At 73.3% G+C, this 24,074-nt stretch carries 20 protein-coding genes; 12 read left to right on the top strand and 8 right to left on the bottom strand.

All coding sequences use genetic code 11. The features are described 5' to 3' along the window. From manA to ACFUTX_RS12750, 4 genes are all read left to right on the top strand, one after another. On the top strand, window positions 1–1,188 hold the full coding sequence (gene manA, locus ACFUTX_RS12765) for a mannose-6-phosphate isomerase, class I (RefSeq protein ID WP_378865101.1): 1,188 nt from the start codon (window positions 1–3) through the stop codon (window positions 1,186–1,188). Window positions 1,189–1,361: 173 nt separating this feature from the next. Further along, on the top strand, window positions 1,362–1,688 hold the full coding sequence (locus ACFUTX_RS12760; protein ID WP_378865098.1) for a WhiB family transcriptional regulator: 327 nt from the start codon (window positions 1,362–1,364) through the stop codon (window positions 1,686–1,688). 95 nt (window positions 1,689–1,783) lie between these two features. Then, on the top strand, window positions 1,784–4,627 hold the full coding sequence (locus ACFUTX_RS12755; protein ID WP_378865095.1) for a glycosyltransferase: 2,844 nt from the start codon (window positions 1,784–1,786) through the stop codon (window positions 4,625–4,627). Next, window positions 4,624–6,036: a DUF5719 family protein gene (locus ACFUTX_RS12750; RefSeq protein ID WP_378865093.1), complete on the top strand. Its 1,413-nt coding sequence runs from the start codon at window positions 4,624–4,626 to the stop codon at window positions 6,034–6,036. The genes ACFUTX_RS12755 and ACFUTX_RS12750 overlap by 4 nt, the downstream gene beginning before the upstream one ends. Window positions 6,037–6,064: 28 nt before the next feature. Here ACFUTX_RS12750 and ACFUTX_RS12745 read toward each other — a convergent pair whose 3' ends face one another. Beyond that, on the bottom strand, window positions 6,065–6,505 hold the full coding sequence (locus tag ACFUTX_RS12745) for a metallopeptidase family protein (protein WP_378865090.1): 441 nt from the start codon (window positions 6,503–6,505) through the stop codon (window positions 6,065–6,067). Window positions 6,506–6,564: 59 nt separating this feature from the next. Here ACFUTX_RS12745 and ACFUTX_RS12740 point away from each other — a divergent pair, with 59 nt between their 5' ends. Both ACFUTX_RS12740 and ahcY read left to right on the top strand, forming a co-directional pair. Next, window positions 6,565–6,771: a DUF3499 family protein gene (locus ACFUTX_RS12740; RefSeq protein WP_378865087.1), complete on the top strand. Its 207-nt coding sequence runs from the start codon at window positions 6,565–6,567 to the stop codon at window positions 6,769–6,771. Between the two features lie 41 nt (window positions 6,772–6,812). Continuing rightward, window positions 6,813–8,285, top strand: a complete 1,473-nt coding sequence (gene ahcY, locus ACFUTX_RS12735) for an adenosylhomocysteinase (RefSeq protein ID WP_378865084.1) — start codon at window positions 6,813–6,815, stop codon at window positions 8,283–8,285. Window positions 8,286–8,294: 9 nt separating this feature from the next. On the opposite strand, the gene ACFUTX_RS12730 is transcribed toward ahcY, so the two are convergent. Beyond that, the gene (locus tag ACFUTX_RS12730; protein ID WP_378865081.1) at window positions 8,295–9,140 is read right to left on the bottom strand and encodes an RDD family protein; all 846 of its coding nucleotides are present in this window, start codon (window positions 9,138–9,140) and stop codon (window positions 8,295–8,297) included. Between the two features lie 16 nt (window positions 9,141–9,156). Between ACFUTX_RS12730 and ACFUTX_RS12725 the strand changes: the two genes are divergently transcribed. The 3 genes from ACFUTX_RS12725 to katG are packed head-to-tail and all read left to right on the top strand — an operon-like array spanning window position 9,157 to window position 12,995. Further along, on the top strand, window positions 9,157–10,152 hold the full coding sequence (locus tag ACFUTX_RS12725) for a stage II sporulation protein M (protein WP_378865078.1): 996 nt from the start codon (window positions 9,157–9,159) through the stop codon (window positions 10,150–10,152). Between the two features lie 48 nt (window positions 10,153–10,200). After that, window positions 10,201–10,647: a Fur family transcriptional regulator gene (locus ACFUTX_RS12720; protein ID WP_378865075.1), complete on the top strand. Its 447-nt coding sequence runs from the start codon at window positions 10,201–10,203 to the stop codon at window positions 10,645–10,647. 38 nt (window positions 10,648–10,685) lie between these two features. Then, window positions 10,686–12,995 carry a catalase/peroxidase HPI gene (gene katG / locus ACFUTX_RS12715; protein ID WP_378865072.1) on the top strand — a complete coding sequence of 770 codons (2,310 nt, stop codon included), beginning with the start codon at window positions 10,686–10,688 and terminating at the stop codon, window positions 12,993–12,995. A 144-nt stretch (window positions 12,996–13,139) separates the two neighbouring features. Here the strand turns inward: katG and aqpZ are convergent, their stop codons facing one another. From aqpZ to ACFUTX_RS12685, 6 genes are all read right to left on the bottom strand, one after another. Beyond that, a complete protein-coding gene (aqpZ, locus tag ACFUTX_RS12710) occupies window positions 13,140–13,937 on the bottom strand; it encodes an aquaporin Z (protein WP_378865069.1) in 798 nt (265 codons plus the stop codon). A 114-nt stretch (window positions 13,938–14,051) separates the two neighbouring features. Next, window positions 14,052–15,353: a DUF58 domain-containing protein gene (locus ACFUTX_RS12705; protein WP_378865066.1), complete on the bottom strand. Its 1,302-nt coding sequence runs from the start codon at window positions 15,351–15,353 to the stop codon at window positions 14,052–14,054. 12 nt (window positions 15,354–15,365) lie between these two features. Then, the gene (locus tag ACFUTX_RS12700) at window positions 15,366–16,355 is read right to left on the bottom strand and encodes an AAA family ATPase (protein ID WP_378865064.1); all 990 of its coding nucleotides are present in this window, start codon (window positions 16,353–16,355) and stop codon (window positions 15,366–15,368) included. After that, entirely contained in the window at window positions 16,352–17,554 is a 1,203-nt protein-coding gene (locus tag ACFUTX_RS12695; protein WP_378865061.1) for a DUF4350 domain-containing protein, read from the bottom strand. The genes ACFUTX_RS12700 and ACFUTX_RS12695 overlap by 4 nt, the downstream gene beginning before the upstream one ends. After that, a complete protein-coding gene (locus tag ACFUTX_RS12690; protein ID WP_378865059.1) occupies window positions 17,551–18,240 on the bottom strand; it encodes a DUF4129 domain-containing protein in 690 nt (229 codons plus the stop codon). The genes ACFUTX_RS12695 and ACFUTX_RS12690 overlap by 4 nt, the downstream gene beginning before the upstream one ends. Then, on the bottom strand, window positions 18,231–19,700 hold the full coding sequence (locus ACFUTX_RS12685) for a hypothetical protein (RefSeq protein ID WP_378865056.1): 1,470 nt from the start codon (window positions 19,698–19,700) through the stop codon (window positions 18,231–18,233). The genes ACFUTX_RS12690 and ACFUTX_RS12685 overlap by 10 nt, the downstream gene beginning before the upstream one ends. Before the next feature lie 245 nt (window positions 19,701–19,945). Here ACFUTX_RS12685 and mtrA point away from each other — a divergent pair, with 245 nt between their 5' ends. Genes mtrA through ACFUTX_RS12670 form a run of 3 tightly spaced genes read left to right on the top strand, consistent with a single transcriptional unit; the run spans window position 19,946 to window position 24,025 of the window. Next, complete coding sequence (gene mtrA / locus ACFUTX_RS12680; protein WP_378865053.1) at window positions 19,946–20,626, top strand: MtrAB system response regulator MtrA; 681 nt, start codon at window positions 19,946–19,948, stop codon at window positions 20,624–20,626. Between the two features lie 7 nt (window positions 20,627–20,633). Beyond that, window positions 20,634–22,343, top strand: a complete 1,710-nt coding sequence (mtrB, locus tag ACFUTX_RS12675; protein WP_378865050.1) for an MtrAB system histidine kinase MtrB — start codon at window positions 20,634–20,636, stop codon at window positions 22,341–22,343. Further along, window positions 22,340–24,025 (top strand): LpqB family beta-propeller domain-containing protein, encoded by a 1,686-nt coding sequence (locus tag ACFUTX_RS12670; RefSeq protein ID WP_378865047.1) that lies wholly within the window; start codon window positions 22,340–22,342, stop codon window positions 24,023–24,025. Before mtrB ends, ACFUTX_RS12670 begins: the two co-directional genes overlap by 4 nt. Window positions 24,026–24,074: the final 49 nt, after the last annotated feature.

Below are 24,074 nucleotides of genomic sequence, written 5' to 3'. Positions count from 1 at the left end.
ATGCTCATCCCGCTGACGAACGAGCCCCGGGACTATTCGTGGGGCTCGCCCTCCCTCATCGCCGACCTCGAGGGCCGGGCGCCGTCGGGTCGCCCCGAGGCGGAGGTGTGGTTCGGCGATCACCCGGGCGATCCCGCCGTGATCCCCGACGGGCGCACGCTGGCCGAATGGCTCAGCGACGAGGCTGCGCGCACGGGCTCGCCGGAGCGGCTCCCGTTCCTGCTGAAGCTGCTGGCCGCGGCATCCGCTCTGTCGATCCAGGCGCACCCGTCTCGGACGCAGGCCGAGGCGGGCTTCGCGCATGAGGAGGAGGCGGGCATCCCGCGCGACGCGGCGGAGCGCACCTACCGCGACGCGAATCACAAGCCGGAGCTCATCGTGGCGGTGAGCCCGAGGTTCCGGGCCCTCGCCGGTCTGCGCGACCTCGACGCCACCCGGCGCCTGGCCGCTGCGCTGGGGCCGGGCGGTGCCGCGCTCGCGGAGCGGCTGGAAGCGGATGCCTCGCCACGCGACCTCGTGCGGTGGGCGCTGTCACCGCACAGCGCGGCGGAGGTCCGCGGCGTCCTGGACGCCGCCCGGTCGGCGTCGTCGGACGAGTTCGCGGCCGAGCTCGAGCTGGCGCGCGCGCTCCACGAGGGGTTCCCCGGCGATCCGGGCATCCTGGTGGCCCTCCTGATGAACCTCGTCACCCTGCGGGAGGGGGAGGGGATGTTCGTCCCGGCGGGCGTGCTGCACGCGTATCTCGAGGGCCTGGGCGTGGAGCTGATGGCCGCGAGCGACAACGTGCTGCGCGGGGGGCTGACGCCCAAGCACATCGATGTGGCCGAGCTGCTCGCCGTGCTCGACGACCGCCCCGGCCTTCCGCCGATCGTCCGGCCGCGCCCCGAGGGGCCCGGACGAGTTCGCTATGACGTGCCCGTCGCCGACTTCTCGCTGGTCCGCGTCGACGTCGGCGCCGGCGTCGAGGTCCGGCACCCCCTCGACGGCGCCGCGATCGTGCTCGCGACGGCGGGTGGGGTGCGGGTGGAGGGCTCGGCGGGCGCCGCCCCGGGCGCTTCGGGCGGGTTGGTCGATCTCGCGCCGGGCGCCGCCGCCTTCGCCTCGCCGGACGAGCGAGCGCTCGTCTTCTCGGGGACGGGCACGGTGTTCGTGGCGTCGCAGGGACGCGAGCAGTCCTCGCCGGCGTGAGCGGGCGAGTTCTCATCCGACCGTTATCGGGCGCGTCGCGCGCCCGGCGCGTCGCGAAGGTTCAAGACCGAGTTGAGGCTTTAGTATCTGCGACTTGACCTGACGGAACTACACCGGTGTAATTACTTCAACACGCACCCAGGCGTGGGGGGGATCACCGGGGGGAGAACGAAGTGACGGCATCCCAGTACCGTTCAGGCGTTCCCGACAATTGGTTCGTCGATCCAGTCCAGCTCGGGGTTCCGGGCGTTCGCCGACAGGCCGACGTCGAGGACGACAACCCGCTCAGCTGGCAGACCGACGCGCTGTGTTCGCAGACCGATCCGGAAGCCTTCTTCCCGGAGAAGGGCGGCTCGACACGCGACGCCAAGCGGGTGTGCCAGTCGTGCGACGTCCGCGGCGAGTGCCTCGAGTACGCACTCCAGAACGACGAGCGCTTCGGCATCTGGGGCGGACTCAGCGAACGCGAGCGGCGCAAGCTCAAGCGCCGCGCGAGCTGACCACCGCGTCGGCCGCGGCATCCGCGCCGCCGATCTGCGATCCGCGGCGCGTACGCCGCCGCGTGTCGCGGATGCCCGCCTAGGCTGACCACGCCATGCCCGCTCGAGTACACGCCATCCTCGTCGTGCGTCCCGACGGTCGCACGCCCGCCGCGTACCACCTGCGGCGCACGCTCGCCGCGATCGCCGAGCAGGCCCGACCGGTCGACGTCCTCACGATCGTGCTGTGCGGCGGCGATGACGCGCTCGCCGAGGTGGCGCGGTCGTCGACCGCGGAGTCCGTCGTCACCGCGCCGCACTCCACCGGATACGCGGGCGCCGTCGACCTCGTCACTCCGCGGATCGACGGCGACGCGGTCTGGCTCCTGTCGCAGGACACCGCCCCCGAGCGCGAGGCGCTCGCTCGCCTGGCGGGAGCGCTCGAGCGGTCTCCGTCGGCCGCGTTCGCCGCGCCCAAGCTGGTGCGATGGGACGACCGGTCCGAGATCGTGTCGCTCGGGATCGGGATGACGAGGCTCGGGCGCTCGGTGGGTCTCGCGGACGGCGAGCTCGACCAGGGCCAGCACGACGGCCGCGACGACGTCCTCGGCGCCGACGTGCGCGGGCTCCTCGTGCGGGCCGACGCGTGGCGCACGCTCGGCGGCCTCGATCACGGGCTGCACGGCGCCGACGAAGGTCTCGACCTCGGAGTGCGCGCCCACCTCGCGGGCGCGCGGGTCGCGCTCGCGCCGACGGCCATCGTCGCGACCGCCGGCGACGGCGTCGCCGGTCTCCCGGCTCCGCTCACGAGCCAGCGCCGCCGGCGCATCGCGTTCGCGTCGCGGGCGGCGCAGCTGCACCGCCGCCTCGTGTACGCCCCGGCTCCCACCGTGCCGCTGCACTGGCTGGCGATCCTGCCGCTGGCGCTGTGGCGCACCGTCGTCGATCTCGTGCGCAAGACCCCGGGCGACATCCTTCCCGAGTGGGGTGCGGCCGGTGTCGCGATGGTGCGCCTCGTCTCCGTCGCCCGGGCGCGGCGCCGACTCGCCGCCGTCAAGCGTCTCTCGTGGGCCCAGCTCGCTCCCTTCCGCGTGTCGCGTGCGCAGCTGCGCGATCGCGGCGACGACGAACCGGCCGACGTCCTGCCCACTTCGGCACGAAGGACCGACCTGCGCTTCTTCTCCGGCGGCGGCGCGTGGCTCGTGCTGGGCGCGCTGCTGCTCTCCATCGCCGTGTTCCCCGCGCTCCTGGCGTGGCCCGTGCTGGGCGGGGGAGCGCTGCAGCCCTTGCGGGCGACCGTGGGCCAGCTCTGGACCGACGCCGCGTTCGGCCAGCGCGCTCTGGGCCTCGACACGATCGGTCCCGCCGACCCGTTCGCCGCGGTCATCGCCGTCCTGGGCTCGCTCTCGCCGTGGGAGCCGTCGCGGGCGGTGGTGGTGCTGTGGGTGCTGGCGCTTCCCCTCGCCGCTCTCGGCGGCTGGTTCGCCGCCACGCGCGTCACCGAACGCTCGGGCCTGCGGCTCGCGGCGGGCGTGCTGTGGGCGCTCTCGCCCGCGTTCCTCGCCGCCCTCACACAGGGACGTCCTGCGGCGGTGATCGCCTACCTCCTGCTGCCGTGGCTCTTCGTGGCCGGATCGGCGGCCCACCGCTCGTGGGCGGGGGCCGGGGCGACCTCGCTGATCGCGGCGGCGCTCCTCGCGGTGGCGCCGTCGCTCGCGCCCGCACTCGCGGTGATCTGGCTCGCGGCGGTCGTCGTCGCGGCGGCGCTGCGCGCCGGGCGCGGCATCGCGAAGCTCGTGTGGGTCGTCGTCCCCGCCATGGCGGTGTTCGCGCCGCTGGTGTGGAGCGCCGTCCGGCGGGGCGAGTTCTGGGGTCTCGTGTCGGATCCCGGGGTCGTGTGGGCAGGGCCGCAGGTCGCCGCCGACGCGACCGGCCGTGCGCTGCTCACGGCCGGGATCCCCACGCCCGATCTCGCGGGCTGGACCACGTTGCTCCCCGAGGCGCCCACCTGGTGGGTCCCGCTGCTGACGGTGCCGATCGCGGTGCTCGCTCTCGTCGCTCCGCTCACCCAGCGGTGGGCGGCCGGCGTGACGCTGCTCGGCGTCACCGCGCTGGGCCTCGCGACCGCCTTCGCCGCCGTGGGCATCGCCGTGTCGTTCGAGCAGTCGCTCCCGGTGGCCGTCTGGCCGGGGAACGGTCTCGCGCTCGCGTGGCTGGGCGGGGTGGGTGCGGCGCTCGTCACCCTCGACGCCGGGCTGGCCCCGCGCCTGCGGTTCGCGCGCGGGGCGGCCGCCGCGGTCGCCGTGGTCGGTGTGGCCGTGCTGGCCGTGCCCGCCCTGCTCAGCGGCACCGCCCGCCTCACCAACGGCCCGGCCAGCACGCTTCCGGCCTACGTCGCCGCCGAGGGACGCGACGACCCGGATGTCGGGACCATCGTGCTGACCCCCCAGAACACCGACGGCATCTCGGCGCGGGTGATCTGGGGCGGCAGCGAGACCCTGGGCGGCCAGACCACCCTGCTCTCCACGCGCACCGAGGCAGCGGCGCAGGATGCCGCGATGGCCGACCTGGCCGCCGACCTCATGACCGACTCCGCCGAGGACGTCGTCGCCCAGCTCGCCGAGCGGGGGATCGGCTTCGTGTTGCTCGCGCCGGCGGCCGCCCCCGAGTCCGACGCCGCCCGCACCACGAGGCTGTCGGCGACCACCGCGCTCGACCAGCGCGACACGCTCGACGCGGTGGGCGAGACGACGAAAGGCTCGCTCTGGCGGGTGACGGCGGATGTCGCGTCCCGGCCCGGGGTCGAGGCATCCGTCCGCACCACCGCGGTGACGATCGGCATCGCGCAGGTGCTCGTGCTGGCCGCGGCGCTGCTGCTCGCCCTGCCGACGGCCGCCTCGCGGCGGGAGGCACGGCGCACGCCGCGCGTGGCCGGACCCCACTGGCAGGAGGGACGATGAGCGACAAGCGTGCTTTCCGGTGGGCGACCACCAGCACCCGGCGGCTGGTGGGGACGCTCGTGTCGGCCGCGGCCGTCGTGGGGGTCGTCACCGCCGTGACACTGCCGTGGCCCACCTTCGCCCGGGAGCCGCTGAGCATCGCTGCCGTCCCCGCACCGGCCGCGTCGGTGGTCGCGTGCGACGGCGGGCTGCTGTCGGTCGGGCGCGACGTCGCCGCGGCGGCGTCGTTCGCGGTCGCCGCGCCGCAGGACGTGACCAGCGGCGTCACCCCGGGCGCGCCCGCCCCGCAGCAGCAGGCGCTGCAGTCCGAAGGGGCGGGCGAGGGGCCGGCGGTCTACACCGCGCCGCCGCAGGGCCGCACGCGGGTGGACGTCGCGGCCGCGGGTGCGGCCATCGTCGCCGACGAGGATCTCGCCGGGTTCGCGGCATCCGCCTGCCGTCCTCCGCTCCTCGAGTCCTGGCTCGTCGGCGGGTCGGGCGAGACCGGGGCGGCCGACCTCGTCCTCCTGTCGAACCCGGGGGCGGTCCCGGCGACCGTCCAGCTCACGGTGTTCGGCGCGGAGGGCGCGCAGACGCCGCCGGGCGGAACGGACGTCGTCGTCGCGGCCGGCGCGCAGCGCGTCGTGCCGCTGGCGGGCCTGGTCCTCGGCGAGGCGAGCCCCGTGGTGCGCGTCTCGGCGGTCGGGGCGCCCGTGCACGCCTCGCTGCAGACGAGCATCACGCGCACGCTCACGCCCGGCGGGGTCGACCAGGTGAGCGCCATCGGGCAGCCCGAGACGTCGCCGACGATCACCGGCGTCGCGGTGACCGCGGCCCCCGGGGCGGAGGGGGCGTCCGATGCGGCCACCGTCCTGCGGCTGCTGTCGCCCTCCGCCGACGCCACGGCTTCGATCCGCGTCGTGCCCGTCGGCCGCGCGGACGCCGCGCTCGAGCCGGAGGACGTGGCCCTCGTCACGGGTCAGCCCGTCGAGGTCGCGCTCCCCGGCCTCGCCGTCGGCACCTACACGGTGCAGATCGACGCCGACGCCCCCGTCGTGGCGGCGGTGTGGCAGACGACCGGGTTCGGTGCGGGCGACGACTTCGCCTGGTACACGCCGTCGCCCGACGTCTCGGTGCCGAGCCTCTTCGCCACCACGTCGGGACCGCCGCCCGTGCTCTCGCTGGTGAACACCTCGGAGGAACCCGTCTCGACGGTGGTGTCATCGGCCGACGGCTCGTACATCGTGGAACTCACCGTGCCCGCCGGCGGCAGCACCACCGCGCGGCTGTCGCCCCGAACCGTCTACTCGCTCGACCCGGGCGAGGGCGCCGTGCGCGCGGGAGTGTCGCTCACGGGCGACGGCGCCCTCGCCGGCCTGCCGGTATGGCCGGCCGATGCGGCCGCGCCCGAGATCCTCGTCTACCCCTGACGCGCCGCCGTCGCGCGAGTCTCTCGGGTCACAGGAAGCGGAAGCGCTCGGGACCCAGGTCCCACGGATCGCGCTCGAGGTACTCGGCGGCCGCGCGGAAGACGCTGCTCTCGATCATCATGCGCCGGTGCAGATCGTCGTCGCGGTGCAGGTGACTGAGCCGTTCGATGGGGAGCCGGTACATGATGATCCGCCGCGCGTCGCGCAGCACCGTCCACCGGGGGATGCCGTCCTCATCGGATGCCGGCGGCATGTCGGCGATCTCGAAGCTCACGTCGCGCAGCTCGCTCCATGCCGACCTCAGGAACTCGGCGGCCGTCCCGACCGCCAGATCGAAGCGGTCGATGCGCGTGTCGAGCGGCGGCAGCGGCGGGCGCACCACCGGGCTGCGACCCTCGCGTCCGTGGCGGCCGTGACGCGAGCGCCGAGGGGCCCGAGCCTCGCTGGTCCGGGTACGCCGCCACGCCATGCGACCATCCTAGGCGCGGCGTCCCCGCCCTCGGCCACCCGGCCGATAAGGTCGCGGTGATGCGCGAGAGACTCTGCTCCAAGGTCGGCTGCGCCCGAGAGGCCGTCACCACCCTGACCTACGACTACGGCGACCAGATGGCCGCCCTCGGTCCCCTCGGTGCCGGCGGCGATCCGCACGCGCACGACCTGTGCGCGATCCACACCGACCGCCTGTCGGTGCCCAAGGGCTGGGTCGTCGTGCGGCACGAGACGCTGCGCGTCTGAACATCCGGCGCCCCCTCCGGGCGGGATGCGAGAATGGGCGGATGCCGACCCCTACGTCCGCCCCCGCCGCACGCACGCTCGAGTTCGAGGTCGCCGACCTGTCGCTCGCCGAGGCCGGGCGCCACCAGCTGCGCCTCGCCGAGAACGAGATGCCCGGCCTCATGGCCCTCCGCGAGGAGTTCGGCCCGACGCAGCCGCTGCGCGGCGCGAGGATCGCCGGTTCCCTTCACATGACGGTGCAGACCGCGGTGCTCATCGAGACCCTGGTCGCGCTCGGCGCGCAGGTGCGCTGGGCGAGCTGCAACATCTTCTCCACTCAGGACGAGGCGGCCGCCGCGGTCGTGGTGGGACCCACGGGCACCGTCGACGCTCCCGCCGGCGTGCCCGTGTTCGCGTGGAAGGGCGAGACCCTCGAGGAGTACTGGCGTCTCGCCGACCGCATCTTCGACTGGTCGGCAGAGGGCGAGGACGGGCCCAACCTCATCCTCGACGACGGCGGCGACGCCACCCTGCTCGTCCACAAGGGGGTCGAGTTCGAGCGTGCCGGCGCGGTTCCGGATGCCTCGCCCGCCGACTCCGCCGAGTACCGCATCGTGCTCGACACCCTGCGTGCGAGCCTCGCGCGCGATCCGCAGCGGTTCACCCGCATGGCGGCCGGCATCATCGGCGTCACGGAGGAGACCACGACCGGCGTCCACCGCCTCTATGAGCTCGCGGCTTCCGGCCGGCTGCTCTTCCCGGCGATCAACGTCAACGACTCGGTGACGAAGTCCAAGTTCGACAACACGTACGGCATCCGGCACTCGCTGCCCGACGGGCTGAACCGTGCCACGGATGTGCTCATCGGAGGCAAGGTCGCCTTCGTCGCCGGGTACGGCGACGTCGGCAAGGGGGCGGCCGAGGCGCTGCGCGGACAGGGCGCTCGCGTCATCGTCGGCGAGATCGACCCGATCTGCGCCCTCCAGGCGGCGATGGACGGCTTCCAGGTCGCGCGCCTCGAGTCGGTGCTCGACCAGGTCGACATCCTCGTCACCGGCACCGGCAACACCCGCGTGGTGACCCCCGAGCACCTGCTCGGGCTGAAGCATCTCGCGATCGTGGCCAACGTCGGCCACTTCGACGACGAGATCGACATGGCCGGCCTCGCCGCCATCCCGGGCGCCGAGCGCATCGAGATCAAGCCGCAGGTGCACGAGTGGCGCCTCCCCAGCGGCCGCAGCGTGCTGGTGCTCAGCGAGGGCCGGCTGATGAACCTCGGCAACGCGACCGGCCACCCGTCGTTCGTGATGAGCGCCTCGTTCACGAACCAGGTGCTCGCGCAGCTGGAGCTCTACACGAAGCGCGACGAGTACCCGGCAGCGGTGTACACGCTGCCGAAGACCCTCGACGAGAAGGTGGCGCGCCTCCACCTGGCGGCGCTCGGCGTGGAGCTCACGACCCTCACCCCCGAGCAGGCGGCGTACATCGGCGTGCCGGTCGACGGGCCGTACAAGCTCGACCACTACCGGTACTGAGCCGGCGGCTCACCGCGCCGGGAAGTCGCGCGGCCGCCGCGCCGCGGGAGGCGTCATCGCCGCGACGCGCGCGGCCTCGAGCTTCAGCGCACGCAGTTCGCGCTGACGCCGCACCGCGATGACGCCCATGATGAACGTCTCGGGGTCGACGGCGGGCACCGGCGAGACGTGCTGGGCCGCTTCGGCGGCGAGGGATGCCCCGGCCCGCGCGCGTGCCGCGGGCGCCAGGTTCCGGGCCGACGCGGCGAACTGGGCGAGGCGTCGCGCGAGGCGGTCGGGCAGTCGCCCGACATCGGCGACGGCCGCCCACTGCGTGAGCGCCGGCGGCACCGCGAAGTCTGCGGGCGGCAGGGGCGGCGTCCGGGTGCGCTCGGAGTAGGTGCCGGCGAGGAGGTCGCCCAGTCGCTGAGAGCGCGGCGTGAACGCGCCGACGAGCGCCGCCACGGCGCCCAGCGTCATCCAGAGCTCGAACACGCCCACCAGGGCGCGGATGAAGGCGTGCCGGAACCCGCTCGCACCCCCGTCGACGCGCACGATGCGCCCGCCGACCGCGAGCTTGCCGAGGCTGCGGCCGCGGGTGGTGGTCTCGACGACGGTCGGGATGACGACGAGCACGAGCACGATGGTCGAGATCGTGAGGATGGTCACCGCCGATTCGTCGACCGCGCCCGAGCCGAGCAGCCAGCCCGTCACCACCGAGAAGAGGATGAGGAGTGCGACCCCGATCAGCATGTCGATGAGCACCCCGAGGGCCCGCAGGAAGAAGCCGAGGGGCTGGACGTCGAGGGCGACGGCCTCGCCGGTGAGGATCTCGTCCTGATGGACGTCGATGACGGCGGCGCGGCCCGATGGCATGAGTACAGTAAAGCAAATGGATCTCGACGCCCTCACCGCCGCTCGCCGGGAGGAGTGGGCGCGTCTGGATGAGCTCAGTCGCACCCGACGCCTGCGCGGGGCCGAAGTGGACGAGCTCGTCGATCGGTATCGCGCCGCCTCCGCCGACCTGGCCGACGCGAAGACGTCGGCGGGCCGCAGCCCCCAGGGCGATCACATCTCCACGATGCTCGCCCGGGCCCGCCTTCGCCTCACCGGAGCTCCCGAGAACGTCCTCCGCCAGATTCCGCGCTTCTTCGCCCTCCAGCTTCCCGCCGCGCTCTACCGAGTGCGGTGGACAACCCTCGCGATCGCCGTGGGGTTCGTCGCGGTCGGCACGATCGTCGCGCTGTGGATCTCCAGCGACCCCGCGCTCGTGGCCACGCTCGGCAGCCGCATGCAGCTCCAGCAGTACGCCGAGAACGACTTCACCGACTACTACAGCGAGAACTCGCCGGCCGTGTTCGCCGGGACGGTGTGGACCAACAACGCGTGGATCGCGCTCCAGTGCGTCATCTTCGGCGTCACGGGATTCTGGCCCGTGTTCGTGCTCGTCCAGAACGCCGTCGGCGTGGGCACGGCGGCCGCCGTCCTCCTCGCCTTCGATCGCGGCGACGTGTTTCTGCTCCACATCGCACCGCACGGGCTTCTCGAGCTGACGTGCCTCTTCGTGGCAGCGGCTGCCGGGCTCGGCATCTTCTGGGCGTGGGTCGCGCCGGGGCGCCGGTCGCGCGCCGAAGCGCTCGCCGCGGCGGGGCGTTCGCTGGCGACGGTCGCGATCGGGATGGTGTTCGCGCTGGCGGTCGCAGGGCTCATCGAGGGCTTCGTCACGGCGCAGCCCTGGCCCTGGCCCCTGAAGATCGGCATCGGCGCGGCGGCTCTGGCCCTCTTCCTCTTCTACATGATCTTCGTGGGCGGGCGCGCGTACCGTCGCGGCGAGACCGGCGACCTCACCGAGTACGAAGCCGGGACGCCGACGCTCGTCGCCGGCTGAAGCCGTCCTCCGTTTTTTTAGTCGATCAAAAGACGGTAGGCTCGGGGCATGACCTCGCACCCCGTCGCCGCACTCGACGCGGCGGCTCGGATCCGCGCGGCCGGGCTCCGGGTGACCGACTCCCGGCGCGCGGTGATCGAGGCGCTCGATGAGAGCCCGCACGCCAGCGCCGACGAGATCTTCGCCCTCGTGGCCCGGGGCGTCCCGCACACGAGCCTGCAGTCGGTCTACAACGCCCTCGGCGACTTCGTCGACGCGGGCCTCGTCCGCCGCATCGAACCGGCGGGGCGCCCGGGTCTGTTCGAGCTGCGGGTGGACGACAACCACCACCACCTCGTCTGCACCGGCTGCGGCGCGGTCCAAGACGTCGACTGCGCCGTCGGCCCCGCGCCCTGCCTCACCCCCGCCGAGAGCCACGGATTCGCCGTGAGCACCGCCGAGGTGACCTTCTGGGGCCTCTGCCCGGCCTGTGCCGCGGCATCCGTCCCCTCCTGACCCGACTCCGCCCGAAGCCCCCTGAGAAAGGAACTCCCATGCCGGAGAGCAACGACACCGTCCCCGAGATCGGCGAGGACGTCGGCAACGCCGACCAGGCGGTCACGCCCATCGACACCCCGGTCGACGAGCGGGAAGACGGCGAGACCCGTCCGCGCCCGAACGAGGCCGAGGGATGCCCCGTCATCCATGGCGGTCAGCCCCACCCCACGACCGGCAACGCCAACAGCGTGTGGTGGCCGAACCAGCTGAACCTGAAGATCCTGGCGAAGAACCCCGCGGTCGCCAACCCGCTCGGCGAGGACTTCGACTACAAGGCCGCCTTCGAGGCGCTCGACCTCGCGGCGGTCAAGGCCGACATCGCCGCGACGCTCACCGACTCGCAGGACTGGTGGCCGGCGGACTTCGGCAACTACGGCCCGCTCATGATCCGCATGGCGTGGCACAGCGCGGGCACCTACCGCGCGACCGACGGCCGCGGCGGCGGCGGGGCCGGCCAGCAGCGCTTCGCGCCGCTCAACAGCTGGCCCGACAACGTCAACCTCGACAAGGCCCGCCGCCTGCTGTGGCCGGTGAAGAAGAAGTACGGCCAGTCCATCTCGTGGGCCGACCTCATGATCCTCGCGGGCAACGTCGCGCTCGAGTCGATGGGCTTCAAGACCTTCGGCTTCGCCGGCGGACGCGCCGACGTGTGGGAGCCCGACGCCGATGTCTACTGGGGTCCCGAGACCACGTGGCTCGGCGACGAGCGCTACTCGGGCGACCGCGAGCTGCAGAAGCCGCTCGCGGCGGTGCAGATGGGCCTCATCTACGTCAACCCCGAGGGCCCCAACGGCAACCCCGACCCGCTGGCCTCGGCGCGCGACATCCGTGAGACGTTCGGCCGCATGGCGATGAACGACGAGGAGACCGTCGCGCTCATCGCCGGCGGCCACACCTTCGGCAAGACCCACGGCGCCGCGCCCGACTCGAACCTCGAGGGCAACCCCGAGGCCGCGGGCCTCGAGGCGCAGGGCCTCGGCTGGAAGAACCACCACGGCTCCGGCCACGGCGACGACACGATCACGTCGGGCCTCGAGGTGACGTGGACCTATCACCCGACCCGGTGGGACAACGAGTTCTTCCACATCCTCTACGCCTACGACTGGGAGCTCATGCGCAGCCCGGGCGGCGGGCACCAGTGGCGCCCGGTCAACGGCGGCGGCGCCGACATGGTCCCTCTGGCGCACTCGAACGGACGGCGCGAGCCCCGCATGCTCACCAGCGACATCGCGCTGCGCACCGACCCCGAGTACGACCGCATCTCGCGGCGCTTCAAGGACGACCCCGACGCCTTCGCCGACGCGTTCGCCCGCGCCTGGTTCAAGCTCACCCACCGCGACATGGGCCCGATCGAGCGGTATCTCGGACCCGAGGTCCCGGCGGAAGAGCTCCTGTGGCAGGACCGCGTGCCGGCGGTCGACCACGAGCTGATCGACGCCGACGACGCGGCGGCCCTGAAGGCCCAGGTGCTCGCCTCGGGCCTCACGGTCACGCAGCTCGTCGAGACGACGTGGGCGGCGGCATCCTCGTTCCGCGGCAGCGACAAGCGCGGCGGCGTCAACGGCGCCCGCATCCGCCTGGCCCCGCAGAAGGACTGGGAGGTCAACAAGCCCGCGCAGCTGGCGACCGTCCTCGCCGCGCTCGAGTCGATCCAGGCGTCGTTCAACGAGGGTCGCACCGACGGCAAGAAGGTGTCGCTGGCCGACCTCATCGTGCTCGCCGGGAACGCCGCCGTCGAGAAGGCGGCCGCCGACGCGGGCGTCGAGGTCGAGGTGGACTTCCACCCCGGCCGCACCGACGCGACGCAGGAGCAGACCGACGAGGTGTCGTTCGCGTACCTCGAGCCGATCACCGACGGGTTCCGCAACTACTACGGCCCGCGGGCGTTCATGCCCGAGGAGCACCACCTGCTCGACCGCGCGAACCTGCTCACGCTCAGCGCGCCCGAGCTGACGGTGCTGGTCGGCGGGCTGCGGGTGCTCGGCGCGAACTGGGACGACTCCGACTACGGCGTGTTCACCGATCGCAAGGGCGTTCTCACGAACGACTTCTTCGTGAACCTGCTCGACCTCGGCACGACCTGGAAGCCGCTCGACCCCGGCGCCCACGCGTTCTCGGGCAGCAAGGACGGCTCGGGCGAGCCCGTCGGAATCGGCACCCGTGTCGACCTCTTGTTCGCCTCGAACTCGGAGCTGCGCGCCGTCGCCGAGGTGTACGCGAGCGACGACGCCAAGGAGAAGTTCGTCCGCGACTTCGCGCGGGCGTGGGGCAAGGTCACCGAGCTCGACCGGTTCGACCTCGTCTGAACCGGCGTCCTCGCACGCAGAAGCGGCCCGTCCCTGAGGGGGCGGGCCGCTCTCGCACCTGCGCGCGATGCTGAGTCGCCAAGACACGCCGCTCGCCCCGCCGGAGATCGGCGTGTCTTGGCGACTCGCGGCGGTGCGGGGGCGCTACTTGACGCGCGCCTCCGCCTGGACGGGGGGCAGGGTTCCCTTCGGCTCGAAGAGCGCCCGGTGCAGGTAGCCGGCCAGCAGCCCGCCGACGATCGGGAACACGATGAACACCCACAGCTGCGACAGCGGTGCGACGCCCCCGTAGATCGCCGTGGCGATCGAGCGGGCCGGGTTCACCGACGTGTTGTCGATCGGGATCGAGACCAGGTGGATGAGCGTCAGCGTCAGACCGATCGCGAGGGGCGCCAGGGCCGCGGTGCCCCGGGTCGAGTGGGTCACCCCGAGGATGATCAGCACGAAGATCGCCGTCAGCAGCACCTCGGCGATGATGGCGGCGCCGAGGTGGAAGCCGCCGGGCGACCCGAAGTCGCCGGTGCCGAATCCGTTCGAGGCGAAGCCGGAGTCCTGGGCGTTCGCGAGCCAGTTGTCGGTGCCGAAGATGCCGATCAGCACGATGAGCGTCGTGCCGAGCACGCCTCCCACGACCTGGGCGATGATGTAGCCGATCGTGTTGCGCCATTCGAACCGGCCCGCCGCGGCAAGCCCCAGCGTGATCGCGGGGTTGAAATGTCCGCCCGAGATCGGGCCCCAGGCGTAGGCCCCGGCGACCACCGTGAGACCGAACGCGAGCGAGACGCCGACGAACCCGATGCCGAGCGGATTACCCTCCGATCCGGCCGGGTAGTTGGCGGCGAAGAGCGCCGAACCGACGCCGCCGAAGACGAGCAGAAATGTTCCCAGTGCCTCAGCGACGAGTCTGTTCACCGTGGTGGGCGGGATGGCTGTATCCGACATGGCGGACTCCTTTCCTCGTCGCGAGGGTATCGCCCCTCCCAGCCGGCTCCCAGGGAAGCCCGGCGGAATGTCCGCGGGTTACGTGCGGGCCCCGGCCGGGGCCTGCGGCAGACGTCAGAGCCGCCCGGCAGCCTTCAGCGCGAGGTAGCGGTCGGCGATGCGCGGCGGAAGCTGCTCGGGCGACGCGGAGATGGCCTCGGCGCCGGCCCGGCCCATCGCCGCGGCGACGGCGGCGGCATCCCGAGCCGTCTTCTGCTCCGCCGCTTCGCGGTAGACGGATGCCGCGTCCGGCCGCTCCTCCGGGGCGACGTCCTCGTCGGTGACGGTCCCCACGAGCACGGTCGTGCGGCGCGTGAGCGCGGGCAGCGAGCCGAGGAAGCCGCGCGCGGCCTCCGGCGCGTCCTGCGCGGTGAGCAGCACGACCAGCGACGGCCGCGACGTCAGCAGGCGCACCTGCGCGAACGCGGCGTCCCAGTCCGTGTCGATCAGCTGCGCCTCGACAGGGGCCATCGCGTCGACGAGCGCGGGCAGAAGCGCCGAGCCCTCCACCCGCGTGACGCGCGCGCGGGTGACGCGGTCGAACATGAGCAGGTGCGTGTGGTCGCCGGCGCGCGAGGCGAGCGCCGCGAGCAGCAGCGCCGCCTCCATCGCGGCGTCCAGGCGCACGCCGTCGCCGACGCGCGCCGCTGACGTGCGGCCGGTGTCGATGACGATCACCACATGCCGGTCGCGCTCGGGACGCCACGTGCGCAGCATCGTCGTCGACGATCGCGCGGTGGCCCGCCAGTCGATGGACCGCACGTCGTCGCCGCGGACGTACTCGCGGAGGCTGTCGAACTCCGTGCCCTGGCCGCGCACCTGGACGCTGGTGTTCCCGTCGAGCTCGCGCAGCCGGGCCAGGCGGGAGGGGAGGTGGCGCCGGGCGGTGAACGGCGGGAGCACCCGCACCACGCCCGCCGAGTCGTGCCGGGCCTGACGCCCCGCCAGTCGCAGCGGACCGTCGGAGCGCACGACGACGAACTGCGACCGCAGCTCCCCCCGCCGTCGGGGAAGGAGCGGCACCGCGAGGGTGCGGCTCTCGCCCGGCGGCAGCGTGAGCGCGATGCGCGCGTCGGGGGCTCCCGCGGTCGGCTGCCACGCATCGCGCACCCGCCCTCGGATCGTCCGTCGGCCGAGGTTGCGAAGGCGCAGCTCCGCGACCGTGCTCGCACCGAGGAGCACGGCGCCGGGCTTGCGGCGGCGCACTTCGATGCGCCGCGGGTCGGGCGCGGCCGCAGCATCCGCCGTCGCCGCGACCAGGCACAGCAGCACCCACCCCGCCGTCGTCAGCCAGGGGTCGACACCCGCCGCCGAGAGCAGCACCACGGGCAGCGCCCCCAGGGCGACCAGGAGGGGCAGACGTCCGGTGAGGTACATGGGGCGGGTGGCTCAGATCGGGACGCGGGTCTGCTGGACCACGGATCCGAGGACGGCGTCGACCGAGACGCCCTCGAGCTCGGCATCGGGTCGCAGCCGGAGACGGTGACGCCACGTCGGAACCAGCATGGTCTGCACGTGGTCGGGTGTGATCGCGGGGTAGCCGCCGAGCCACGCCCACGCCTTCGCGGCGGCGAGCAGGGCGGTGGCCGCGCGGGGGCTCACGCCCAGCTGCACCGACGGGCTGCGGCGCGTGGCCTGGGCGAGGTCGACGACGTAGCCCAGCACGTCGTCCGAGACGGTGACGGATGCCGCGGCCCGCTGCGCCGCGCGGATCTCGTCGGCGCTCGCCGCACGCCGCAGCCCCGCGGCCGAGAGGTCGCGCGGGTCGAATCCACTCGCGTGCCGTCGGAGGACGGCGAGTTCGGCGTCGCGCGCGGGCACGTCGACGATGAGCTTGAGAAGGAACCGATCGAGCTGCGCTTCGGGCAGGGTGTAGGTGCCCTCGTGCTCGACGGGGTTCTGGGTCGCGGCGACGAGGAAGGGGTCGGGGAGCGCGCGGGTCACGCCGTCGGTCGAGACCTGTCGCTCCTCCATCGCCTCGAGCAGCGCCGCCTGCGTCTTGGGCGGAGTGCGGTTGATCTCGTCGGCGAGCACGACGTTGGTGAACACCGGGCCTTCGCGGAACTCGAACTCGCCGGTCTTGGCGTCGTAGACCAGCGATCCGGAGACGTCGCCCGGCATCAGGTCGGGGGTGAATTGGATGCGCTTGGTGTCGAGCCCCAGTGCGGTGCTGAACGCGCGCACGAGGAGCGTCTTGGCGACGCCGGGGACCCCCTCGAGCAGCACGTGACCGCGGGCGAGCAGCGCGATGAGCAGGCCGGTCACGGTGCCGTCCTGCCCGACGACGGCCTTGCCGACTTCGAGCCGCACGCGGTTCATCGCCTCGCGCAGCGCGGCGTCGTCGTTCACGGTGGCGGCCGGCGTGGTGGTGTCGGTCATCGGGGGTTCCTTTCGGGACGGGTCGCCGCGGTGACGGCTTCCTCGAGCTGTCGGAGCCGCTGACGGAGCGCCACGAGCTCGGCGTCGTCCGCGGGCAGGTCGTCGATGAGGATGCGTCGCGCTTCGCCGCGGTCGAGCTGCGCGCGGGCGGCGGCGGCGTCGGCGATGTCGGCGGCCGAGGCGGACGGACCGAGGCCCAGGGTGCGGGCGAGGCGGTCGAGGGCGCCGAGCCGCAGCTGGTCGGCTGCGTGAAGGGCGTCGCCGGCCTGCGCGTACAGGCGCGCTCGCCCTTCCGTGGTCTCGGATGCGCGGACGGTGACGGGAAGGCGCTCGGTCACGAGGGGGCCGAAGCGGCGGCCGCGCCAGATGCCGGCGGCGAGGGCCGTGACGAGGAGCAGCACGATGACCGGGCTCACCCACGGCGGCGTCAGGTCGCCCAGCGTGGGATCGGTGTCGGGCAGGTCGGTATCGCCGATGCCCGGTTGGTACCAGACCACGAGGTCGTGGCGGCCCATGAGGTTCACGGCGAGCGCCGCGTTGCCGTCCTCGGCCAGGTACTCGTTCGTGAACAGGGTGGTGCCGTCGATGACGGCCGTCGTGCGCTCGCCGACGCGCGACACGAGCAGCCCCGCTCCGTCGCCGGCGGGATAGCAGGCGGCGGTGTACCCGGACCCGGCGTCGTAGACGGCGCCCGGCTCGACCGCTCCGGCGCGGACGGCCGCCTCGACGTCGCACGCCGGGTCTGCGAGCCCGAGGGGCGCGGTGCCGGCGAGAGAGGCATCCGCCACGGCGAGCTGGAGCGTGCGCGAGCGGGGGTCGATCAGCACGACGTCGGTCGCGCCGCGCGTGAGCCGTCGCCAGCCGGCGTCGGACAGGGCCGGGGTGTCGGGCAGGACGAGGGTCGCCGCACCGCCGTCGAGGGCCGCGGCGGCGTCGCGACGGTCGCGGACGACCTGGACGTCGACGCCGTGCTGCCGAAGGATCTGCGTGAGACCGCGCGTGCCGTCGGGTCCGGTCGACTCGGGGTCGAGGGCGTCGCGCTGGGTCCATTCCCCCGAGGCCGCGATGGCTGCGCCGAGGGCGCCGACGATGAGGAGCGCGATGCCCACCGCCACCCAGGTGGCGATGCGCCGTCGCGCGGGTCGCCCGGACGGCGGCGTCGCCGCCGGTGCCGGGGTGAGGTCGGCGGGGGCGCTCACGCGAGCACCTTCTCGGTCGAGGCGGGTCGCGCGGAGGCGACCGCGGCGTCGGCCTCGGCGACCAGGCGGTAGAGGTCGGCGGTGCCCGGCCTGCGGAGATAGCGCACGTCGTCGAACGCCCGCGCGGCGTCTTCGAGCGCGTCGGCCAGGTCGGGGAAGGCGCGGGCGCCGGCTCGGGCGAAGCCGTGCACGGTGGCGCCCGGCGGCGTGTCGACGACCCCCCGCTCGGCGCATCCGCGGGCGAGAGCACGGAAGCGGAGGATGACCGCCTGATCCCACTCGGCGCTGCGGGCGTGGGATGCCGCGGCCTCTCGCAGTTGGGCGGCGGAGCGGCCCTCGGCCTCGCCGAACAGCGCGGCTGCGGGGGCGGCGGCCCGCCGTGTCGAGCGGGGAACTCCCCAGACCGCGAATGCCACCGCGATCACCGCCACGACCAGCGCCGCGGCGACGACCGCGGCCAGGGAGCCCCAGCCGTCGGACAGCTCCGGGGAGAACAGGCTGGTGAAGAAGTCGGCGATCGCACGTGCGGCACGGTCCAGGGGCGTCGGCTCGGCGATGTCGTAGGCCGGGTGGGACAGCTCCTCTTCCGCCCAGCGCCGCGCCTCGTCGCCGTCGGGGGTGAGCGGCGGCACCGAGTCGGCGACGGGCGCGGCCAGCCCGACACGGAGCGACGCGCTCAGGCCCACGGCGACTCGCGGTCGGTGCCGTCGGTCGCGGCGCCCGGCGCCGCCCACGTCGTCGTCGCCCCCGGGTGCGCCTCGGCGGTCGCCTCGCCGGAGTCCGTGCCGCCGGCTGCCGGCGCCTCTGCGTGCTGCTGCGGTGCGGGAGGCTGGTGCCCGTACGACGGGGCGGCCGCCGCGGGGTTCGGCGCGTGCGGCGGCTGACCCGCCGGCGTCTGCGCGGAGGCGGGTGAACCGGACAGGACCGCGCCGTACGGCGGCTGTGCGGAGACGGGCCGACCGGCGGGGGCACCGTACCTGGGGGCGCCGTACCCGGGGGCACCGTAGCCGGGGCCGCCGTACCCGGGTGCGGCGTAGCCGGCCGGATAAGCGGGAGCGACCGGGTACCCGGGCGCCGCCGGGTAGGCGCCGGTGAACCGCGGCGCGACGGCGCGACCGATGTGCTGGCGGTAGGGATCGGGAAGATCCGTGGCTCCGGCGTCGCGCCGCTCGACGTACGCGAGCAGGTCGAGGTCGAGCCCCTCGTGCCGCATGCGGCAGTCGATGTAGATGATCCCCGTCGCCGTCGACTGGACGACGATCGCGACGGACTGGATCAGCAGCGCGAGCGCCTGGGTGACCACCAGGCCGACGATCGCGGCGGTGACCCCGGACGGGTCGGTGGTGCTGGTGGGGGCGAGGATCCCACCGATCCCCGACGTCAGCAGACTGACGGGGAACGTCACGGCCTGCGCGACGAAGCCGAAGACGAACGCGATGAGGACGATCACCCCGAGGATGGGCCAGAACCGACGCTTGGTGAGCGACCATGAGAGCGCGAGCGCCCTGCCGATGGTCGCGTGCTCGAGGATGATCGCCGCCGGGACGAGCAGCAGCTTGGTCGACAGCCACAGGAAGAGCGGGATCAGGGCCAGCACGAGAGGGATCGCGAGGGCGAAGACAGCGGGTCCGACCGCGACCCCGAGGGCGACCAGGGCAACGAAGATGAGGGCGAACGCCGCGCCGATCACGAGGACGAGCAGCGCCGCGTAGCCGACGAGCCGCCACGCGACCGGCTTCACCTGCCGCCAGAGCGCGCCGAGCGTGAGCTTCTCGGCGACCGCCGCATGGGCGACCTCGGCGACGACGATCCCCTGCACGATGACGCCGAGCACGCCCGAGGCCAGTCCGAGCACGAACCCGGCGATGAGGGTGATCGCGACGGAGCCCGCGAACAGCGTCTCGTAGTCGTCGGTGCCCGGCATGACGGTGAAGAGCCGTGAGAACGACGCGTAGGCGATGCCGACGATGGCCGCGTTGGTCACGAGGTACCCCAGCGTCTGCACGACGAGGGCGAAGCCGAGGAGCACCTTCGGGTTCTGCCGGAGCGCCGTGAACGAGCGGCCGAGGATCGTGCCGAACGAGAGCGGATGCAGCGGGATGATCCCCGGGCGGGATGCCGGAGTCCAGGCCGGATAGGCGGTCACTGGCTGTCGTCCTCCTGGGTCTGGCTTCCGGGTCGCGCGCGCGAGGCCCGCATTGGTGCCTATCGTGTCATACCGGCCGGGCGCGGCATCCGATTCCACAGCCTTCGGCCGTCTCGCGCACTCATCCGCCACCCGGGCGGTGTTCGGCCTGCGCTCAGCCGCCGTCGACTACTCTGTGGGGAGCGCAAGGGGACGGCGCGGTGCGCGCCCTGCCCTGGCGACGAAGAGAAGGACGAATCCGCGCGATGACATCACGCATCCTGGTGGTCGACGACGACACCGCCCTCGCCGAGATGATCGGCATCGTGCTGCGCACCGAGGGATTCGACACGGTGTTCTGCGCCGACGGCGCGCAGGCGGTCGAGGCCTGGCGCACCGAGCGCCCCGACCTGATCCTGCTCGACCTGATGCTCCCCGGCATGGACGGCATCGAGATCTGCACGAGGGTGCGCGCCGAGTCCGGCATCCCGATCATCATGCTCACCGCCCGCACCGACACCGCCGACGTCGTGAAGGGCCTCGAGTCGGGCGCCGACGACTACATCGTCAAGCCGTTCAACCCCAAGGAGCTGGTCGCGCGCATCAAGACGCGGCTGCGTCCGGCGAGCCAGCCCGCGAACGACCACCTGCGCATCGGCGACCTCACGGTCGACGTCGCCGCGCACGAGGTGCGACGCGGCGACGCGGCGATCGCGCTGACCCCGCTCGAGTTCGAGCTGCTCGTCGCGCTCGCCTCCAAGCCGCAGCAGGTGTTCTCGCGCGAGATGCTCCTCGAGCAGGTGTGGGGCTACCACTACAAGGCTGACACGCGCCTGGTGAACGTCCACGTGCAGCGTCTGCGCGCGAAGGTCGAGAAGGACCCCGACAACCCCAAGATCGTGACGACGGTGCGCGGCGTCGGCTACCGCGCCGGCGCCGTCGTGTGAGGGCCGGATGGCAGCCCCGAGCACAGGGGTGACGGCGACCCGCACGCCGCTGACGGGATGGCGCGACTGGCGCACCTGGCCCGGCAACGTCACCGCGCTGTGGCGCAGGTCGCTGCGATTCCGCACGATCATGGTCACCCTGGGCCTCACCGCCCTCGCGGTGATCGTCGCGTGCGTGTGGATGGCGCTCGCGATCCAGAACGACCTGTTCGTGTCGCGGAAGGACCAGGTGCTCCTCAACGCGCAGCGGGCGACGGCGGCGGCGCAGGTCACCCTCGACAGTGCGACCGCGCAGGACGACGTGCAGCTGCAGAACGCGATGGGTCTCGTGCAGACCACGCTCAACCAGCAGTCGGCGGCCGACGCGTACGCCGTGTTCCGCATCGGGCCGCCCTCGCCCGGGGCGCCGCAGGACTTCACGTCGGATCTCGGCTTCGAGGAGCTCCTGACCCCGGGACTGCGTGAGAGCGTCCGCGCGAACGACGACCGTCAGGTGTGGCAGTCGGTGGCCCTCACCGCCGAGGACGGATCCAGCATCCCGGGGATCGTCGTCGGTCAGCAGCTCGACGTCCCCGGAGTCGGCCCGTACGAGCTCTACCTCGCCTACGACCTGGCCAACGCGCCCCAGACCCTCGGCTTCGTGCAGGGGACGCTGTGGATCGTGGGCATCGGACTCGTGCTGCTCATCAGCGGCATCGCGTGGTTCGTGCTCCGTTCCGTGACGACCCCGATCGGCGAGGCGGCCGACACCAGCGCACGGCTGGCCGCCGGCGAGCTCGGCGTGCGCCTCCCCGTCCGCGGCGAGGACGAGCTGGCCACCCTCGGCCGGTCGTTCAACGCGATGGCCGACAGCATCGAGTCGCAGATCAAGGAGCTCGCCGACCTCTCGCTGGTGCAGCAGCGGTTCGTGTCGGACGTGTCGCACGAGCTGCGCACGCCGCTCACGACGATCCGGCTCGCCGCCGACATGATCAACGACCAGCGCGACGACTTCGACCCCGCGACGGCGCGCGCGGCGGAGCTGCTCAACAATCAGGTGCAGCGGTTCGAGACGCTGCTCACCGACCTCCTCGAGATCAGCCGGTACGACGCCGGCTCGGTGCAACTCGAGCTCGAGCCGACGAGCCTCGCGCACCTCGCCGAAGACGTGATCGCATCGATGGAGCAGCTCGCCGAGCAGCATCGCACCGACGTGCGGCTGGTCGCGCCGGGCGGCTACTCGCCGGTCGACATGGACCCGCGCCGGGTCCGCCGCATCGTGCGCAACCTCCTCGGCAACGCGATCGAGCACGGCGAAGGGCGGCCCATCGTCGTCACGGTCGACAGCGACCAGCAGGCGGTGGCGATCGGGGTGCGCGACTACGGTCTCGGCATGAAGCCCGACGAGGTCGAGCGGGTCTTCGACCGCTTCTGGCGCGCCGATCCGTCCCGCACCCGCACGATCGGGGGCACGGGTCTCGGGCTGTCGATCGCGCTCGGGGACGCCCGGCTGCACGGCGGAGAGCTGGGCGTGTGGTCCGAGCTCGGCCGCGGCACGAACTTCGTCCTGACCCTTCCCCGCAAGAGCGGCCGGCTGTCGGGCCCGTCGCCGATCCCCCTCGACCCCGGTGACGACTCGATCGCGTCGATGGACGACCTGGGGCTGACCCAGCCGATCACGCTTCCCCGCTCCGCGGCGGACGCGGCGGATGCCACGGCCCGGGGCGGTGCGCAATGACCCGGCGGCGCGGCATCCTGGCCCTGCTCGTGGGCGTGCTCGCCCTGGCGCTCGCGGCATGCTCGGGCCTGCCGACCAGCGGCAAGGTCAACTACGGGCTGAGCACGTCCGACGCGCCCGACTCCGACGACGTGTCGTTCCTGCTGCCCGACAGACCGCAGCCGGGGGCTACGCCCGAGCAGATCGTGGAGGGCTTCATCCGCGCCGGCTCCGGACCGGGCGCGCGGGCGCGATGGGACCGTGCGCGGGAGTTCCTCACGCCGGAGTTCGCCGGTGTGTGGGACCCGGGTGCCGGGGTCACGGTCGACGAGTTCGAGGACCGGGTGTACACCCAGCCCGAGGACGGACTGGTGGCGCTCACGCTGAGCGCCGTCGGCACGGTGGACGACAACGGCACCTATGAGCGCGTGGAGATCCCCGAGCGGCAGCTCCCCTTCGAGCTCGAGCAGGTGGACGGCGAGTGGCGCATCCGCGCGGCGCCCGACGGCGTCGTGCTGGATCGCGCGGAGTTCCCCCGGGTGTTCCACAACTACTCGCTGATGTACTTCGACCCGTCGTGGCAGTTCCTGGTCCCCGATGCCCGGTGGTTCCCCACCACCGATGCGCCCAGCCAGATCGCCGATCGGCTCGTCAACGGAACCCCCAGTGCGTGGCTGGCCGAGTCGGTGAAGTCGGCCGTGCCGGAGGGCGTCGCGATGGTGGCGGCGGTGCGGCAGCAGGGCGACGCGTACGACATCGACCTGTCGGCCTCCGCGCTCTCGGCCGACTCCGCCACGCTCGATCGCATCTACACGCAGTTGCAGGCGAGCCTCGCGACCGCCGGTGTCTCGGACGTCGAGCTGACGGTGCAGTCGGCGCCGATCGCCGCCGAGCCGGTCGCGGTCCGATCCACCAGGATCCCGGGCGCGCCGCTCGTCCTCACCGAGGACGGCTTCGGTTTCCTCACCGGCGAGGCGCTGGAGCCGATCCAGGGTCTGTCGCAGATCGTGGAGCAGCTCTCGCCGGCGGCGGTCCAGGTCGGCGCGGACCGTGCGGCGGCCGCGGCACGCCTGACCGGCGGAGAAGCGGTCCGGCTCCTCGATGACGGGCGGTACCAGGTGCTCGACACCCGGGAGGGCCTCGTGGACCCGACGATCGACCCGTTCGGGACGGTGTGGTCGGTGCCGCGCGAGCAGCCCGCCGCGGTCCGGGTCTTCCTGGCGGGCGACACGGCGCCGCTCGACGTGGCGGACGCGTTCGCCGGCGCGACGGTCGTGCACGCGATGTCGGTCTCGCGGGACGGCGCCCGGGTGGCGGCCGTGGTCACCGCCGGGGGCCGGACGGCCCTGTGGGTCGCCGGCGTGGTGCGAGATCCCGACCAGGTTCCGATCCGGTTGGGCGCGCCGGTGCAGCTCAGCCTGATCGACGGCAGAGCGCGCGGACTCGCGTGGCTCGACGACCTGTCGGTCGGCGTCCTCTCCGGCGATGCGGAGGGGTCGACCGTCCTCGAGCAGGTCGTGGGCGGTACGTCATCCACGCAGAGCGCTGCGGCGGGCATGGTCGAGATCGCCGGAGGCACGACGCTCTCGAGCGTCCGCCTGCGCGGGGAGGACGGGACCCTGTCGGTCAAGCGGGGCACCACGTGGCAGCCGACGGCGTCGGGCGTGCTGCTGCTCGCCACCCAGCAGGGCACCCCCGAGTAGCGGCTCCTCCCCAGCACCCCGGGGCGACCACTCCGGCCACTGAACTCTG

The organism is Microbacterium sp. NPDC057407, from assembly GCF_042803895.1.
Lineage (GTDB): Bacteria > Actinomycetota > Actinomycetes > Actinomycetales > Microbacteriaceae > Microbacterium.
The sequence above is the reverse complement of the archived record's forward strand: the minus strand, read 5'-3'. Positions and strand labels throughout refer to the sequence as shown.

Bases quoted from the DNA above. Each gene is read 5' to 3' on its own strand.
- manA (WP_378865101.1), top strand. From the start codon at position 1: ATGCTCATCCCGCTGACGAACGAGCCCCGGGACTATTCGTGGGGCTCG.
- ACFUTX_RS12755 (WP_378865095.1), top strand. From the start codon at position 1,784: ATGCCCGCTCGAGTACACGCCATCCTCGTCGTGCGTCCCGACGGTCGC.
- ACFUTX_RS12750 (WP_378865093.1), top strand. From the start codon at position 4,624: ATGAGCGACAAGCGTGCTTTCCGGTGGGCGACCACCAGCACCCGGCGG.
- ACFUTX_RS12745 (WP_378865090.1), bottom strand. From the start codon at position 6,505: ATGGCGTGGCGGCGTACCCGGACCAGCGAGGCTCGGGCCCCTCGGCGC.
- ACFUTX_RS12740 (WP_378865087.1), top strand. From the start codon at position 6,565: ATGCGCGAGAGACTCTGCTCCAAGGTCGGCTGCGCCCGAGAGGCCGTC.
- ahcY (WP_378865084.1), top strand. From the start codon at position 6,813: ATGCCGACCCCTACGTCCGCCCCCGCCGCACGCACGCTCGAGTTCGAG.
- ACFUTX_RS12730 (WP_378865081.1), bottom strand. From the start codon at position 9,140: ATGCCATCGGGCCGCGCCGCCGTCATCGACGTCCATCAGGACGAGATC.
- ACFUTX_RS12725 (WP_378865078.1), top strand. From the start codon at position 9,157: ATGGATCTCGACGCCCTCACCGCCGCTCGCCGGGAGGAGTGGGCGCGT.
- ACFUTX_RS12720 (WP_378865075.1), top strand. From the start codon at position 10,201: ATGACCTCGCACCCCGTCGCCGCACTCGACGCGGCGGCTCGGATCCGC.
- katG (WP_378865072.1), top strand. From the start codon at position 10,686: ATGCCGGAGAGCAACGACACCGTCCCCGAGATCGGCGAGGACGTCGGC.
- aqpZ (WP_378865069.1), bottom strand. From the start codon at position 13,937: ATGTCGGATACAGCCATCCCGCCCACCACGGTGAACAGACTCGTCGCT.
- ACFUTX_RS12705 (WP_378865066.1), bottom strand. From the start codon at position 15,353: ATGTACCTCACCGGACGTCTGCCCCTCCTGGTCGCCCTGGGGGCGCTG.
- ACFUTX_RS12700 (WP_378865064.1), bottom strand. From the start codon at position 16,355: ATGACCGACACCACCACGCCGGCCGCCACCGTGAACGACGACGCCGCG.
- mtrA (WP_378865053.1), top strand. From the start codon at position 19,946: ATGACATCACGCATCCTGGTGGTCGACGACGACACCGCCCTCGCCGAG.
- mtrB (WP_378865050.1), top strand. From the start codon at position 20,634: ATGGCAGCCCCGAGCACAGGGGTGACGGCGACCCGCACGCCGCTGACG.
- ACFUTX_RS12670 (WP_378865047.1), top strand. From the start codon at position 22,340: ATGACCCGGCGGCGCGGCATCCTGGCCCTGCTCGTGGGCGTGCTCGCC.